This is a genomic window from Nodularia spumigena CCY9414, assembly GCF_000340565.2.
GTDB lineage: Bacteria > Cyanobacteriota > Cyanobacteriia > Cyanobacteriales > Nostocaceae > Nodularia > Nodularia spumigena.
Genome location: NZ_CP007203.1, coordinates 3,516,699 through 3,533,444, shown reverse-complemented (window position 1 = coordinate 3,533,444; position 16,746 = coordinate 3,516,699). Strand labels below are relative to the sequence as shown.

Here is a 16,746-nt window from a genome sequence, read left to right as displayed (position 1 = left end):
AGAGGTATAAATGAGGATATCAATCGGCCAAGCAGCTGGAAGTTAGTATTATCCTCATTACTTCACCTCAAGACAACTAACTACCAGTGATTTAGGCTAAATATTATGCGAGTTTCTTCTGCTGCAATTCTGACTTTAGCTACTTTGGCAGCTAGCAATCTTACTCAACAAGCAAAGGCTACATTGATTACAGTTGCTTCTGAGGATCAACCTACTAAAAATTCAGTAGTGCCAGTTATTCTCGAAACACCTGCAAGAATTGAGACTATTGCATCCCCAGAAACTTTAGCTACGCAACAATTTTCCCAAAATTCTGTAGTTGTGCAAACAGGTGGACAAAAAAACCCTACCTCTTCACCTCCCCCTGTGGTCGTCTCCTCCTCTAGCACTGATAATAATTTATTTGTCACTGCTACAGATGTCCAGGTAGTGGGAGTTACTCAGGAATTGCAGCAGATTGTCCGCCAAGTGGTTAAAACCAAAGTCGGGGGGGAAACCAGTCAAAGTCAGCTACAAAAGGATGTAGAGGCAATTTTAGAAACTGGTTTATTTGCTAGTGCTAACGTTAATAGCACCACTAATCCAAATGGATTAAATGTAGTGTATCAGGTGCAACCGGTGGTAGTGCGATCGCTGCAACTTTCAGGGGCGAAAATACTCACTTATCAGGTAGCCCAAGAACGGTTTCAATCGCAAATCGGTAAACCTATCAGTCCCGAAGGACTCAAACAAGCTGTAGAACAAATTGACCAATGGTACGCCGACAATGGTTATCAGCTAGCAAACGTGTTATCCATTCAACCCAACAGCGAAGGAATCCTCACAGTAAATGTCGCTGAAGGTGTGGTGGGTGACATTAAGTTTCGCTTTATTAATGACGATGGTCAAACCATTGATAGCAAAGGTGAACCAGTTAAAGGACGCACCCAGCCCGATTTTCTGCGAAAGCAATTAAAACTCAAGCCTGGGCAAATTTATCAAGAAAATGCAGTCCGCCAAGATGTGCAGCAGTTATATCGTACAGGCTTATTTGAAAGTGTGAATGTTGCCTTTGAACGTGAGGCGAATCAAGTTGATTTAATTTACGAAGTCAAAGAATTTGGCGCGCGTGCGATTAACGTAGGTGGTAGCTATAACGCTGACTTGGGCTTGTTAGGTACGTTAAGCTATCAAGATCAGAATATTCGGGGGATTAATGAGAATTTGTCGGTAAATGTGGGTTTGAGTCGTAATGACTTGCAGTTTAATACTAAATTAAGCAGTCCTTATCGTGCTACTGAACCTGACCGTTTAGGCTACACAGTTAATGCTTTTCGTCGCCGGGAAGTTTCCGAAACCTTGGATGAAAAAATTACACTCCCCAATGGCGATAAAGTGCGGGAAGGTCAGATTGGTACTGGTATCAGCTTTGTGCAACCCCTTGATGATTGGGATACCACTTTGGGATTTAATTATACTCGCACCAGTATTCGCGATCGCCAAGGTAATATTACCCCAACAGACGCACAAGGCAATCGCCTCACTGCAAGTGAAACCGGTATTGATGATCTAGCTACGGTATCCTTTACCGCCTCTCAAGATAACCGAGATAATATATTTAATCCTACTCAAGGTTCTTTACTGAGTCTGAGTACAGAACAATCTGTACCCGTTGGTCAAGGTAATATTGCCATGAATCGCCTCAAGGCTAACTTTACTCAGTATGTGCCAGTCAAATTATTTAATACTAATAATACTCAGCCACAAGTATTTGCTGTGAATTTTCAAGCGGGTACAGTCATTGGTGATTTACCACCTTATGAAAGTTTTAACTTGGGTGGTTCTAATTCAGTCCGGGGTTACGATGTCGGAGATATTGGGAGTGGTCGCAGTTATGTATTAGCTACCGCAGAATATCGCTTCCCCATTGTGCCAGTATTGGGGGGTGTGGTATTTGCCGATTTTGCCTCAGACTTAGGTTCTGGTGAGACTGTATTAGGAGATCCGGCGGGTGCGCGAGGAAAACCTGGTCAAGGTTTTGGTTATGGCGCTGGGGTGCGTATAGACTCCCCTCTGGGCTTAATCCGCGCTGATTATGGCATTAATGACCAGGGAGAAAGCAAGGTGCATTTAGGTATAGGTCAAAGATTTTAAATTTAATGCATTGGTGTTTCTAACCAAACTTGCAAATCAGCCATACTGCTAAAATCAAGCAATGCTTCGCCGAGATTTTCTAATTGTTCTAAAGACAAAGTTTCAACCCGCGAACGCACCTCTTGAGGTAATTCTCCCACCCTTCGAGTTAGTTGACGCAGAACAAGCGATCTTTCTCCTTCTTCTCGTCCTTCTTCTCGCCCCTCTTCCTTAATTTCCCGGTAAACTCGCGTTTCCTTAAGTGTAATCCCTAGCATGGTTTCTACTTCCCTTCGGCTTAATTGTTCAAACTTGTACACCATTATTGTCGTCACTAACTCAATTATGACGCGACTTGATGGCGATCGCACTTCCTGTTGATTTCTGGCTAATAAATACCTGGCTTCTTGCGGCGCTTGTTCTGCATCTATCGTAGTTAACACCATTAATGCTACCCACAAAGGTAAGGAACGAATATCTCCCAACTCATCTAAATAGATACAATGTACTTGGTCTCCATTAAGTTGGTTGCGATGGGGATAAATATCACTTTGTTCAATATTGCGAGATGGATAAATTATGACTGCTTGCCAATCACCCTTCGGGTTCGACAGTCACTCATGGGGGAAACCCCCAAGACCGCGCTGTCTCACTAAACCTGTGACGGTTGCGGTAAAAATATAATGAAGATTCCGCAAATACTCTTTCATACAGCCTCTCATCTTTTTGAAACTGCACCTCACAGAAATATACAACTCCAGCACCTTCACTTTCCGGTGGGAGAAATACGCCATCAATCTCAAATTTGGGTTCTTTGACAGCTACCGAGTCAAATTTGTATTCACCTGCATTTTCTGGAGAATCTCTCAAAAGTTCAAACAGTAAATTGGGAGATTGTTGAAATAGTTTGTAAAATATCGAATCTCTACGCATAAAAAGAACTACTCAGTGAGCGCCATAGAGCAATACCAATGGGCATCATTTAACCCCTACTGTATGATGAACAAGACAAAGCTGTTAATATAAACGGGAGGTTTTCCACTTCGGGAATTCAAAATATAAATTATCCCTGTATAAATATATGGGAAAACTGGCGATTTACAATTGCCTGAAGACTCAAGAATCAATAATATTTGCTTACTCAGCACTCAGCATTCAGCACTTCCTATGTTAGCAGGCACAACTTTGCAGGGTGGCAAATATACCCTGAACCAGGAAATAGGGCGCGGTGGTTTTGGTATTACTTTTAAAGCGACTCATCACTACTTAGGTCAAGAGGTAGTGATGAAAACTATTAATGAAAAACTCCGTCAACATCCTGATTTTCCCAAGTTCGAGCGCCAATTCCAAGACGAAGCCAGAAGATTGGCTACTTGTATTCATCCTCATATTGTCAGGGTCAGTGACTTTTTTGTCGAAGATGGACTGCCTTACATGGTGATGGAATACATCCGTGGCGATACATTGGGAGACGCATTTGTGTTGCCAGCGATACCCTTACTAGAAGCCAGAGCCATTCATTATATTCGTCAAATTGGGTCAGCGTTACAGGTAGTACATCAGAATGGTTTGCTACACCGGGATATTAAGCCAGACAATATTATTTTGCGTCAAGGAACTCAGGAAGTAGTACTGATTGATTTTGGAATTGCTCGCGAATTTAATAATGGTGTCAGGCAAACTCACACTGGCATGGTTTCTGAAGGCTATGCTCCCCTGGAACAGTATTTGACTCAAGCAGAGCGCACACCCGCTACAGATGTTTATGGTTTGGCAGCAACATTGTATGCTTTGTTGACAGCACAAGTTCCCTTACCAGCATTATTGCGCGATCGCGAACAAATGCCCTCTCCTCGCGAACTGCAACCCCACCTGAGTGCAGCAGTTAATCAAGCTGTCATGCGTGGGATGGCTGTAGAACCTCAATTTCGTCCAGCAACAGTTGCCGAATGGTTGCAATTATTGCCTGGAAGTACAATGAATACACAAAATAAGGCAGTTCCAACTGAGGCAGTGTCAACTATAGTGTTACCTGTCGAGCAACAGCGCCAAAAAATTCCCCAAAAACCTCTGCTCAGTCGGCTGAAAAAGCCATCAATGCCTCAAAACCTGCCGAATCCTAAAATCTTCATCGCTTTAAGTATAATCGTTGTTGCTGGCGCAGCAGGTTTTGGCATCACTACCGTATTTTCTAATTTTCAGCCACAGTCAACTTCACCACCTCTGTTTGAGAAGCGCACAATTGAGTCGGAGCAAACAGAACCATTCGCTGATTCGCCATCTTCATCTGAAGAAGAAGAAAATAACAGCAGACAAAATCGGCGCACTTCTTCGCCGCGTAACTCTGCACCCGTGAGAACTTCCAGACAACGCCAGCGTCCTATTCCTGTTCCTGAAGATCAAACTCCCAATACCAGTAGCAGCACTTCAACGGACAGTGCGCCAAAACCCAGTTCTCCGGAATCGTCAGTTACACCTAGCGTTGCTCCCACACCGTCATTAGTCGAAAGGCTGCGAGAAGTCCGTGAAACTCGTGAGGCTTTACCCCCGCCATCGCCGGAAAATAGTTTACCCACTACTGGCAACAATTCCACCTCACCCCCACCGGTGAAGCAATCAAATCCGATAATTATACCCACAGCGCCACCATCTCCCGAAGCCAAACGCTCAGATCCTCCGACTGTGGTAGTCCCCACGGTAGAAAACAAGCCAAGTCCCATAGTCGTACCTGGCGAGTAGTACCCCAAGAACTGCTTAATTGGTCGGAGTTGGTTTCGTCGCCTTCTGACTCACATCCCCACCCTGTAGAGGGATGGGGAATTACGGCGTTACGTTAAAAATTAAGCAATGAGCTATCCTAAGTTGACAATTAAATAGACATACTTATACACTTATAGACAAATATCTAAGTGTATTTATGTTTAAACCACATGAATTTGCCGAGAAAATTGGAGTTTCTGTTAAAACACTACAAAGATGGGACAATTCTGGAAAATTACCAGCAAAAAGAACACCATCGGGGCATCGGTTTTATACAGAGAACGACTTATTGATTATTCAGGGATTAAAACCCACAGAGCAACATCGTAAAAATATCGTTTATTGTCGCGTTTCTTCTAATGGACAGAAACCGGAATTGAGGAATCAAATCACCGCTATGGAAACATTTTGTTTAAATAGGGGTTTAGCTGTTGACGAATGGGTATCGGAAATTGGCGGAGGCTTGAACTTTAAAAGAAAGAAGTTCTTATCAATTATGATGTCTATGCTTCAAGGCGAAATCGCAATTATTGTCATAGCTCATAAGGATAGAATGTGTCGTTTTGCTTACGAAGGTTTACCGCATACCACTTGTAAATCAATCACTATATCTCGTACTGCTGACAGTTGGTTTATCGCCTTTGCTTATGAACAAGAGCATGAACCAACCCTTAAAAAGTATGAAGTTGTAGGTGTGGATATTGGGGTAAAAGAATTAGCTACTCTTTCTACAGGTGTAGTATTTCCTAACCCCAAACACTACAAAACTAACCTGAGAAAACTTAAAAGACTTTCTAGGAAACTCGCCAGAAAGATCAAGGGTTCCAACAATAGGTATAAAGCTAAAATTACATTAGCTAGACACCATGCCAAGATAGCTAACTTGAGAAAGAATACCCTTCACAAAATCACTACTTACTTATGCAAAAACCACGCAAAGATAGTCGTAGAGAATTTGAATGTTTCAGGGATGCTATCTAATCATAAATTAGCTCAAGTAATTGCTGATTGCGGATTTTATGAATTCAAGCGTCAGCTAGAATACAAAGCTAAGAAGTTTGGTTGTGAAATAATCATTGCTGACCGTTGGTTTCCATCGACCAAAACCTGTTCCAATTGTGGACATATTCAAGATATGCCACTTTCAGAAAGAGTTTACAATTGCCAAAATTGTGGGCATTCAATGGACAGAGATTTAAACGCAGCAATAGTTTTATCGAGGTTGGCTAAACCTTGAACGCTTACCGAGGGATAACCGCTCCCATGCTCCCTTTGACGTAAGAAGTAAATGTCTAGCTTTGTCTAGTATTTATCTAGCAGGTAACTTACTGATAAAATCACCCGCCTAGTCCCCAAAATACTCAGAACTTAGGTGATGAATTTCTGGAAACAGGTCTTATTAAACCTCCGCTTAATCAAAGTACGACGGTTTTTAGGCTCATTCTTTTATCCCCTGCAACGGGACGCTTTAGAGCGTCGGTTTCAGAGTTCGCCAAATATAGAGGTGTTTGCAGAAATTGGCGACATTCTCCGCGCGGAAACTACTCAAAGGGGTGGAAAATTTTATTTTCAGAATGTTGAATTGGAAATATGCTTTTTGGCTGAGGATTTAGTTCGGATTGATTGGCAACCTGGAGTACTTCCGATTCCCTATGCTAGCGCTCGTAAAGATTGGCCAGAAATAGCGGTAAAATTTCAGGAACTAGGCGATCGCTGGCTAATTTCTACGGCATCTCTCCAGGTGATTATATCCCTAAATGGCAGTTTGGAATTACAAAATGCTTTTGGGCAAACCATCCGTGAGGAATTACCGCCCCAGCAAAAAACTTCTGGTTGGCTACATCAGGCCAAATTGCGATCGCTTGAACATATTTACGGATTAGGAGAACGGGCTGCGCCTCTGAACCTCCGCACCACATCCGCAACCAGCAGTTATCAGATGTGGAACTATGATGCTGGCGGTAGATATTGCCCAGGAACTGACCCGCTTTACCTGTGTATTCCGGCTTATTTGGGTTTACATGACCTTGGCAGTTACTTAATCTTCTACGAAAATAGTTATAAAGCCACATTTAGCTTTAATGGTTATGCCGCAGCTGATTTTACAGGCGGAGCGCTGCGTTATTACCTCAGTGTTGGCACACCCCCCCAATTACTAGACCGATACACAGAATTAACAGGTCGTCCAGCCCTACCACCTCGTTGGGTACTGGGATATCATCAGTCACGCTGGGGATATGAAACAGAAACAGCAGTGCGAGAAGTTGCGGAAGGATTTATCACCCATGACCTACCATTAAGCGCAATTCATCTAGATATTGTTAATCCCGGCGTGAAAGCTGACCGCAAGAGTGAATTATTTGAGGAAGGTCGCGCCCAAGAAGTATTTTGCCAACTCCCCAATGGTAAACTCGTGATTGCTCCTGTCTGGCCTGGACTGTGCGCTTTTCCCGATTTCACAAACCCCCAAGCCCGCCACTGGTGGAGTCGTCAGTATGAATATCTGCTTGATTTAGGCTTTACTGGTTTCTGGCATGATATGAATGAGCCAGGCGTATTTGTTTTATGGGGAGATCCCAGTTTACCGCAGCACTCAACCCAGCATTTTATGGAAGGCAGAGGTGGCGACCACCGGGAAGCTCATAATGTTTATGGATTACTCCAAGCTGAAGCTGCTTATGAAGCACTCAGTGAGTACAAACCAGAGTTACGCCCTTTCATTGTTTCACGGGCAGGTTGGGCAGGTTTACAACGCTACGCCTGGACTTGGACGGGAGATATTGAAACCAGTTGGTCAGGGTTACGCCAAACTATCCCTACTGTCCTGAATCTTGGTCTATCAGGGATTCCCTACAGTGGCGCAGACATTGGCGGATTTAAAGGTAATCCCAGCGCCGAACTGTATTTACGCTGGTTTCAAATGTCAACTTTTTTACCATTTTTTCGCACCCATTCCGCCAATAATGTCAAGCCGCGTACACCTTGGGGTTTTGGTGAACCAACTCTGAGTATTGTCCGGGAATTCTTACAGTTGCGCTACCGACTGATGCCTTATTTATATACCCTCGCCTGGGAAGCTAACCAGAAAGGATATCCTCTGATGCGTCCATTGTTTTGGGCTGATAGTACAGACCAGGATCTTTGGGATGTGGAAGATGCTTTTTTATTGGGTGATGCTATATTAGTTGCTGCCATTGTGGAGTCAGGCGCAACTTCTCGTTCCATCACCCTACCGAAAGGATATTGGTATAACTTCTGGGATGATACCTTATTGGAGGGAGCAAAAACAGTAAATATAGCAGCACCCATTGAGCAGATACCTCTACTTGTGAAGGCGGGGAGTATTTTGCCCATGTCGGTAGAAAAACAACTTATACTTCACATTTACGCACCTATGAGTCTCACCAGTGAAGGTCGGGTTTATAGCGATGCTGGAGATGGATATGGTGAATGGCGCTTAGATGAATTTTACCTGAAGCGCGATCGCCATATTCTCGAAATTACATGGCAACAGCAGGGAAATTATACTTTCCCATATACCACAGTTCAACTCCACTTTCACGGTATAGAGGTTCAACAAGCCTGGGTAGACACTCGAAAAGTTAATTGCCAAAACAATTGTTTAGAAGTTGAACAGTTTCAGGAAGTTCGCTTGCAGGTCAAATGACCTTAAATCAGGTATAAGCAGCAAAACAAAATCCACCTAAACTTCTGAGTGTTTGGTGGACTTGTTTTTGATTTAAGTGGATCCGAGCAGAGTCGAACTGCTGTCCAAATTGGGTATTTACACCCCGTTCGTTCACAGGTTTAGCCTTTCTAACCCTCAAGGCGGGAATCGTTCATTATCCCGAACGTAGGATGCTCTGATTAAGTCTTAGCTAACAAGCCAACCAGAGAACACTTGTTAGAGCTTCCGTTGGGGGTTGGTCTCTAGTCCTTAACGGAGTCAAACCAGAGACGCTCGAACCTGTAAGAGGTTTTTAGGCAGCTGCTACTAGAGCAGGCTTACGAGCAAAGTTAACGATGTTATTCGCATTTACTTTTGTTTTGAGCCTTTGATTTGCGAGAGGAGACTCACTCTCGACCTGAATCACAGAGTAGCGTTCGCCAACCTGTCGAAACCGTGACGGACCCATGAGGTTCATATATCCATTATAATACGCGGTTGGGGAAATGTGTGGAGAGCCAAAAAATTTGCGCTTTTCTCATTCAGAAAATTATAGGGGCATGGTGATACCATGCCCCAGGGGATTGAAGTTAACAATCTCTACTGATTTTCGTTAGCGACAACTTGGGGAAGTCCCATGCTGTAGTTAGTGACACGAGCCGAGAGATTGTAGCTGATTTCACCTTTTTGCAAGAGCGATCGCAGATAATGCTCTAAGTCTGAACCAATGCGGCGTAAGTTATAATCTGTTAAATCAACGCCACTAGATGCTTCTACCAGTTCATCAAACTGGCGATAAACCTTTTGTAGAGCATCTTCGTTCCAATTGAATTCGTTGTCTGGGTCAATATCTAACGTTAAGACCTGATTACTAGGAACCAGTTCGCCATCCCGGTCAATTTCTGCCGCGAAAATTCGGATATGCCGGGTTGTGGACTTGAGGAGCATCGGGTTGTCCATAAAAGGGTGTAAGCTTTGCTTTAATTACACTGAAATAATTGTAGACGTTATCCGTGGACTTAAATGCCCGTTAATTACAAGTAGGGAGCGCAAACGTACTTTTTTCGGTTTTTACAACACTAATCTGGCAGTTGGAGACAAATTAATATTAAATCTTGATTACACTCCCATTCATATTTAATATACCATAAAACCTCAGTATTTTTACTCGTTAAATCTAGAATATTCCCAGATTCAGCTACTCTACTGGAATAGATCAGCTTGAAGTTTTGATAATATTTATAACATTCAGATTTTACTTATGCTTAATTTGTTCATCAACATCTCTGGAATTTTTTGGTTGAACAAAAGGTACATGAAGTCATTATATGTAATTATGGTAAAACTCCCTCTGGCTTTAATAAAAGCGAAAATAACAGCCATTTATTTTACGTATAAATACCAAAAATTTAGTAAAAAGTTAACCTACTTAAATGAAAAATAAAGTTAATGTAAAAACATTTAAAAAGGTTCAACAAGTTCTTACAGAAACTTTATTGTATAAGATATCAAAAACTGAATAATAGTTATGGTTTAGCTAAAAGCACATCTGGCTCAGGAAGATCACGACTTCGCCCTGAAAGTCTATATAGAAAAAACACAGGAGAGTGAATATAGAATACAACTGTTGTGGATTGAACAAAGACTTTTAATTCCAGAACTGTGGATACAAAAAAAATATAAAGGATTTTGGCTGGGGAGATATAGCAAAAGTCAAAAGTCAAAAGTAGGGGCGGGTATGGCTAGGCCACGCAAGCTACATATTAGTAAACCCGCCCCTACTGTGACTGGGTTTTAAACTTTTTCCACGTCCTAACCACCTTGGCGGCTGCTATAGTTCCTCACCCTGACGACCACTAAGTAATCTCATCCTAAAAATTATGAACTCGAAAGCATTACCACGCCAGATAAATAATATCGAAGTAGGTGTTTATGAGTGCGAAATACATCTCAAGTTTCGGTTGATTGAAGAAAAAAGTTTATTAGGCGATCGCGAGCAACTATTACAGGTATTGCTGGACGCTTTGACCGAAGGCTCTGATGAGTTTCTAGAGACGCTGCAAGCCTCTGTTAAGGCGCAGGAAGTGTCTGAATTCAAGGCCTCGCCCCAAATGCGTCGCCAGTTGATGCGCTTACGTAACGCTGTGGACAACAATCAATAGATCACAATCTCAAGCTGTAAATAAAGTTTGGCTTTTGGTTGGAGCGATGATCAAAAATTTCTTGTGGTGCGGGCAAATATGCCCGCTAATCTCAAAAGATTTTCAGAAAACCCATCTGAGAAGATGGGATAATTTCTTTTCTGGTATTCTCCTAATCACTGCACTCAGTGGGAGTAACAATTGTTTGGCTAGGCTCAAAGGGTTGAATTTCTACTTAGCCAGACCGTGTTCCAATGCAAAACGAACTAATTCGGTGCGGCTATTAGTGCCAGTTTTACTAAACAAACGGCTGACGTATTTCTCAACATTACGGACGCTCGTTTCTAAGCGTCGGGCGATTTCTTTGTTCATCAACCCCTCAGCTACCAAATTTAAAACACTTTGCTCTCTGGGGGTCAAGTCGATTTTAAACGGGGCTGGAGATTGAGAAATTGCACTTCTTTGAGTTAATAAAGCCTTAATTTGAGCAATTTGATTAGCTAGTTCAGCAATATCAATGGTTTCGCTCTCTTCACCGGTGGCTTTAGTGAGCCGACGAGACAGTAAATTCTCAACTATTGCCACTAACTCATCTGGATCGAAAGGCTTCGGTAGATAAGCATCAACACCGGCTTGGTAGCCCTGAATGCGATCGCCTGTCATTCCCTTAGCAGTTAAAAATATGACTGGGACTGTTTGAAAACGGGGGTCTTCTCGCAGTTGTTTGAGGAACTGATACCCATCCACCTGCGGCATCATGACATCAGAAATCACTAAATCAGGTGTATTCTGCTGCATCCAATCCCAGCCTTCACGGGCGTTACTGGCAACTTGAACACTGAAGCCGCTTTCTTGTAAATAGTCGCTCACGGCTTCCCGCAATCCCGGTTCATCATCTACCAGTAACAATTGTGCTGACATGGAAATTTCCTTGTGTTTACCTGTTTCCAATTTAGCGAAATTTGGTAGGTATTGGGTTTAAAGCCAGTCAATATTTTGGGCATTTTCTGGCAACTTAGCATCTTTTTGTCCAGCACAACGCGCTCTAGCAGTGAACAAACTAATGGGAGTATTTAATAAATCTACAATAGTGGCTTGACCCGCGATCGCCTGCAAAATATCCCGTGGTAGTTCCTTCAATAACCAACGTACCAAACGATAACTGTAATCTTTGGCTGTGATCTCTGGCATTAATTTTACACCGTGCAGTTCATGCAGATAGCGATTAGAGCGTCCGTAGCGTCGCCATTGACTTTCTAGTTCCTTGAGTGTGGCGCGGTGGCGGTGCTGGATAATTGCATCTGGGGCAAATTCTAAACGTCCGATATTTGCCCGCAGAATCCGCCAACAAATATCGGCATCGCCACCAGTGGTCAGATATGGTCGAAATAGACCTGCTGTTTCTAGCGCCATGCGACGAATTGCTAAATTAGCGGTTTGACCGTAAGGACAAAAGGAATTAGCCAGAGTATGCTTCTGAGATAAAGTTTCTTGACGCTCTGCGTGTTGTTCTAAGATAGTATCACCCGGTAGCGCCGCAATTTCACCAGCCACAATTACCACATTTGAATCACGAAAAGGCTGGATTAACGAGTCTAGCCACTGCGGTTGGGGATGACAATCAGCATCCGTAAAAGCGATAATTTCGCCCACAGCAGCGCGAATTCCCGTATTTCGGGCAGCGTAAGAGCTTTGAATGTGATTTTCGCTCAAAACATGAATTACAGGGCAATTTTCCGCCGAAGCTTTCAGCAGGCTCAGAGTGCGATCGCTGCTGTTATTATCAACCAGTAAATACTCTACCCGGTCTTGAGGGTAAGTTTGAGATAGCAGACACTTGATTAACTCTGGTAAATCTGCCTCACCGTTATAAATAGGAACAACCACTGATACCATTGGCAAGAAACTTTTGGTAGTGGTTGAATCAACAGGCTGATTCATAAGACCTCTCGGTATGCGGGAAACTCAGCGAAGGGTGCTGAGAGGGAAGCGACACGGGCGGTTTTAACCTCTGTGGTCTTTGTGCATCTTGACCATCTCCATCTCAGTATGGTATTTTGGTGAATGCAGACTGTAAAGGTGCGGACAATATTCTTTCGAGAAAGTAAGCACAATGCTTTAAGCGGAGTGTCTAGTGGCTGTTTGGCACAGCCTTTACGAGTGAAAATCTCTTAAGAATCTCAGTGTCTTTAGACCTGAGAGTGTCAAAAAATATGAGTTTTATAGGGAGATGGGATTACTCAGCAGTATTCCCAGTCCAAAATCGTCCTAGCTAAAATTTTAAATCTCTAGCCCCAGAACTGACAGGTTGGTTAGTTTGGCTGGCTGGAGGTAGAGCGAAGTTGTTACTTGATAGTGCTGCGATCGCTCTAGCATATTGCGGATCGTTTTGAGTGCCAACTAAATTGGGATTAGTCGCCAGCTGACGCTCTTGTGCTGCTGTCAAATCTAGCTTAATATCTGGTACAATCCCTTTTTTATTAATATCTGTGCCATCAGGAGTGTAATAGTGGGCAATGGTAACTGCCAAACCTGAACCATCTGCCAGTGGATGAACAGACTGCACCATTGCTTTGCCAAAGGTTTGACTGCCAATAACCACTGCTCGGTTATTATCCTTGAGCGCCCCAGTCAGAATTTCGCTAGCACTGGCCGAATTACCATCTACTAAGATTGCTAAAGGTCGTTGCGTCAGGGCGGTGCGATTAGCATTAGTCAGCTCACTACCTCCGGCACGGTTAACTGTACGGACAATACCACCATTATCCAACCACATCCGAGCAATTTCAATACTGGAATTTAACAAACCCCCAGGATTTCCACGCAAATCTAAAACAAAAGCATCCGGTTCTTGAGCGTTTAAATCTTGAATAGCTCGGCGCATTTGCTCCGACGCGTGGCCACTAAACTCCCGCAACCGGATATAGCCAACGCGGCGATTTCCTTCTTGTTTGAGGGTATAGCGCACTGTTGGGACTTCAATTATTGCCCGTGTCAGCTTCACATCAAAAGCACTCCGCCCCGTTCTTCCTAATTGCAGCTTTATGGGACTACCGACTTTACCACGAATTAACCCAGAGGCCTCTTCCACCGACATTTTTTGCGTGGATTTGCCATCAATTGCCAAAATCTCATCGCCTGCTTTGATCCCAGCCTTGAGCGCCGGAGAATTTTCGATAGCTTCCAAAACGGTGAGGCGCTGAGTTTGGTCGTTCATTTCCATGCGAATGCCAATCCCGGAGACTTCGCCGGATGTTTGGTTAGTGAGAGCTTTAAATTGTTGGGGATCCATAAACCGCGTATAAGGATCACCCAGTTTTTGTAAAGCTTCGCGAATTGCCACATAAGCTTGTTCATTAGAAGAATATTCTTTGCTTAACAAGCTCTGCCTAGTGGCTATCCAATCTTGTTGATTAAAACTGCCATCAACATACTCACGATTTACCAATTGCCATACTTGGTCAACTAACGCTTTCGGGCTATCTTCTAAGGCGGCCAGAACGCAGCGAGTCCAAGCAGAGCCAAACACAGAGACAGTGGCGGTTGTGGCAATCGCTCCACCAATCAAGACTATTTGGAGTGGCGAGTAACGTTTCGCAGATTGGTTCATGTATATCAGTGGAATATAGTTATGTTTTTGATAGTTTAGCAATCAGGCTTTTGGGAAGTTTTTCCGTTTTTAGACTTAATTTTACTTATGTTACCCTCATCATTTTCTCCTGTTCATTATCTGATACCTTATTAACGATTATTTCTCGAACTGTGAGCTTTCATAGTAGTCTAATATGACACCATCAAGTTACAGTAACCTTTGTGTGACTATATTTTGACAATTTTATAGATATCAGCGTTATACCCTATATTCTCTTTATAAGATAGCACTTGTCTGACTGAATTGTAGGTCTTCTCGATATTATTTAACCAAGCTTTTATTACCTATTTCATGAGACATAAATTTACAAAAACCTCATCCATTTCTCCCTGGAGAAAATTCCGTAAACAGTGGCAATTGTTACAAAAAATAGCGGGTGTTTTCTGCCTAATATTGGCTGGTTGGCTAATTTTTACTACTATAACTCTGGTTTGGGCATCATCTGAGCCAGTAGATGCCTTTTTTGTGCTGGGTGGTAGTATTCGCCGAGAAATTTATGTTGCCGAAGCTACAAAAAAATATCCCCAAATTCCAGTTTTAATTTCCAGTGGTTCCCAACTACCCTGTATATGGCTAATTTTTCAGAGGGAAGCAGCAGAGTTACAAAACGTTTGGGTAGAAAATTGTGCGAATTCAACTTTTGAGAATTTTTACTATGGAATTCCCATTTTGCGGCAATGGAAAGTACATAAGGTAACACTAATAACCTCACCAACTCACCTACCCAGAGCTAAATGGCTAGCACAGATTCTTTTAGGCGCTCATGGTATTTGGGTTGAGACAGATATCGTTCCAGAGCAGGGCATACCGGGTAATTATGAGTCTGGGTGGAAAACGGGGCTAGATGTCACCCGAAGCTTAATTTGGGCAGTGTTTAGTCACATTATCTGGCCACAATGCTCAAATGTCACCAGACTTGCTGAGGTAGATATGCAAGCTTGGCAGAGCCGAAATTTTAAGTGTGAACACCAGGGAGGTATAGCAAAAGTCAAAAGTGAGCCAGCGCAGTCTTCTCCCAAAGGGAGAGGCTAGCGCCAAGGGGGTTTCCCTCATGAGCGACTGGCGAACCCCGAAGGGGTCAAAAATCAAAAATCAAAAATGAAAGACTTGCTGTGAATGGGTTTGAGATTTTTCCCATGTCCTAACAACCTTGGCGGTTGCTATATAAGAGGAAAGGGAGCAGGGACCAGGGGGGATTTGGAATTGATTAGGACTTACGCAACTGGCACAGGCGATGCCTGCGGCGGGCTACGCCTACGCTAAATTAAAGTACATTTGTATTATTAGCCATAGGCTTTATCTTCGCAATAGAAAGTCGCTGTCTGGGGAAAATGATTCAGGACTTACGCACAAATTACGGAATAACGAACCACACCAGACGCAGAGGACACAGAGGAATCAGGGTTTGAGATAGTTTTTGCGTAAGTCCTGAATCCACTATTTTGTTACTCTGTCAATAGTTGGATATTGCGGAACTGACCATTACTATCAGGATTAAGTACATCATGGTCATTGGCAAAGGTGAGATAGTTGAAATTGCCCGTGAAGTAATCTCCTACGGTAATACTGTAAGATTGCCAACCAGAACCAGTGCTATAGTTTTTAAAGTTATTTAGTCCCCAATTTTGAGTTCCACTGAGTTGGAATAAGTTTTGGGGGTTATTGACTACATCATTGTCAGTATCAAAACCAATTCCGTGAATTTCTCCTCGTTTGCTGCTTTGGAATTCAAATTCCAGGATGGTGTTATTGGTAATATTGTAACTACCAATGTCGAGTTTTTTCCAGGTGTTACCGGATAGTCCTAGTTCAGTTTTATCAGCAGAGATAGTGAATTCATTTGTGACATTTTGGGAGGCGGCGGAAAGAGCGTATTCGTTGCTATTACCGTTGATATTGACGCTGATGTTATTCTGATTCTCGTAGAGTTGGATATTGCGGAACTGACCATTACTATCAGGATTAAGTACATCATGGTCATTGGCAAAGGTGAGGTAGTTGAAATCTCCGGTGAAGTAATCTCCTACGGTAATACTGTAAGATTGCCAACCAGAACCAGTGCTATAGTTTTTAAAGTTATTTAGTCCCCAATTTTGAGTTCCACTGAGTTGGAATAAGTTTTGGGGGTTATTGACTACATCATTGTCAGTATCAAAACCAATACCGTGAATTTCTCCTCGTTTGCTGCTTTGGAATTCAAATTCCAGGATGGTGTTGTTGGTAATATTGTAACTACCAATGTCCAGTTTTTTCCAGGTGTTACCGGATAGTCCTAGTTCAGTTTTATCAGCAGAGATAGTGAATTCATTTGTGACATTTTGGGAGGCGGCGGAAAGAGCGTATTCGTTGCTATTACCGTTGATATTGACGCTGATGTTATTCTGATTCTCGTAGAGTTGGATATTGCGGAACTG

11 protein-coding genes, 1 other RNA gene and 1 pseudogene are annotated in these 16,746 nt (G+C 42.9%); 6 read left to right on the top strand and 7 right to left on the bottom strand.

Annotated elements, in window-relative coordinates; translation table 11 throughout:
* Nucleotides 1–105: 105 nt before the first annotated feature.
* Nucleotides 106–2,133, top strand: coding sequence for a BamA/OMP85 family outer membrane protein (locus tag NSP_RS15385; RefSeq protein WP_006198619.1), 2,028 nt, complete (start codon nucleotides 106–108; stop codon nucleotides 2,131–2,133).
* Nucleotides 2,134–2,135: 2 nt separating this feature from the next.
* On the opposite strand, the pseudogene NSP_RS15380 reads toward NSP_RS15385, so the two are convergent.
* Nucleotides 2,136–3,045, bottom strand: a pseudogene (locus tag NSP_RS15380) (DUF2887 domain-containing protein).
* A gap of 234 nt (nucleotides 3,046–3,279) precedes the next feature.
* Here NSP_RS15380 and NSP_RS15375 point away from each other — a divergent pair.
* The 3 genes from NSP_RS15375 (at nucleotide 3,280) to NSP_RS15360 (ending at nucleotide 8,539) form a co-directional block, all read left to right on the top strand.
* Nucleotides 3,280–4,851 carry a serine/threonine-protein kinase gene (locus NSP_RS15375; protein ID WP_017804208.1) on the top strand — a complete coding sequence of 524 codons (1,572 nt, stop codon included), beginning with the start codon at nucleotides 3,280–3,282 and terminating at the stop codon, nucleotides 4,849–4,851.
* 178 nt (nucleotides 4,852–5,029) lie between these two features.
* On the top strand, nucleotides 5,030–6,109 hold the full coding sequence (locus NSP_RS26955; protein ID WP_006198623.1) for an IS607 family transposase: 1,080 nt from the start codon (nucleotides 5,030–5,032) through the stop codon (nucleotides 6,107–6,109).
* Nucleotides 6,110–6,247: 138 nt separating this feature from the next.
* Nucleotides 6,248–8,539: a glycoside hydrolase family 31 protein gene (locus NSP_RS15360; RefSeq protein WP_006198624.1), complete on the top strand. Its 2,292-nt coding sequence runs from the start codon at nucleotides 6,248–6,250 to the stop codon at nucleotides 8,537–8,539.
* A gap of 74 nt (nucleotides 8,540–8,613) precedes the next feature.
* Here the strand turns inward: NSP_RS15360 and ssrA are convergent.
* Both ssrA and ndhM read right to left on the bottom strand, forming a co-directional pair.
* Nucleotides 8,614–9,006: a transfer-messenger RNA gene (gene ssrA, locus NSP_RS24275) on the bottom strand.
* Between the two features lie 133 nt (nucleotides 9,007–9,139).
* Nucleotides 9,140–9,499, bottom strand: a complete 360-nt coding sequence (gene ndhM, locus NSP_RS15355; protein WP_017804207.1) for an NAD(P)H-quinone oxidoreductase subunit M — start codon at nucleotides 9,497–9,499, stop codon at nucleotides 9,140–9,142.
* A gap of 920 nt (nucleotides 9,500–10,419) precedes the next feature.
* Here ndhM and NSP_RS15345 point away from each other — a divergent pair.
* Nucleotides 10,420–10,701 carry an Npun_R1517 family heterocyst differentiation transcriptional regulator gene (locus NSP_RS15345; protein ID WP_006198627.1) on the top strand — a complete coding sequence of 94 codons (282 nt, stop codon included), beginning with the start codon at nucleotides 10,420–10,422 and terminating at the stop codon, nucleotides 10,699–10,701.
* A gap of 210 nt (nucleotides 10,702–10,911) precedes the next feature.
* On the opposite strand, the gene NSP_RS15340 is transcribed toward NSP_RS15345, so the two are convergent.
* From NSP_RS15340 to ctpB, 3 genes are all read right to left on the bottom strand, one after another.
* The gene (locus NSP_RS15340) at nucleotides 10,912–11,601 is read right to left on the bottom strand and encodes a response regulator transcription factor (protein ID WP_006198628.1); all 690 of its coding nucleotides are present in this window, start codon (nucleotides 11,599–11,601) and stop codon (nucleotides 10,912–10,914) included.
* 57 nt (nucleotides 11,602–11,658) lie between these two features.
* Nucleotides 11,659–12,621 (bottom strand): glycosyltransferase family 2 protein, encoded by a 963-nt coding sequence (locus NSP_RS15335; protein ID WP_006198629.1) that lies wholly within the window; start codon nucleotides 12,619–12,621, stop codon nucleotides 11,659–11,661.
* 331 nt (nucleotides 12,622–12,952) lie between these two features.
* Nucleotides 12,953–14,290 (bottom strand): carboxyl-terminal processing protease CtpB, encoded by a 1,338-nt coding sequence (gene ctpB / locus NSP_RS15330; protein WP_017804205.1) that lies wholly within the window; start codon nucleotides 14,288–14,290, stop codon nucleotides 12,953–12,955.
* A gap of 333 nt (nucleotides 14,291–14,623) precedes the next feature.
* Between ctpB and NSP_RS15325 the strand changes: the two genes are divergently transcribed.
* Nucleotides 14,624–15,364 carry a YdcF family protein gene (locus NSP_RS15325; protein WP_173403291.1) on the top strand — a complete coding sequence of 247 codons (741 nt, stop codon included), beginning with the start codon at nucleotides 14,624–14,626 and terminating at the stop codon, nucleotides 15,362–15,364.
* A 413-nt stretch (nucleotides 15,365–15,777) separates the two neighbouring features.
* Here the strand turns inward: NSP_RS15325 and NSP_RS26020 are convergent.
* Nucleotides 15,778–16,746: hypothetical protein (locus NSP_RS26020; RefSeq protein WP_044482772.1), on the bottom strand; the 969-nt coding region annotated here is incomplete at its 5' end.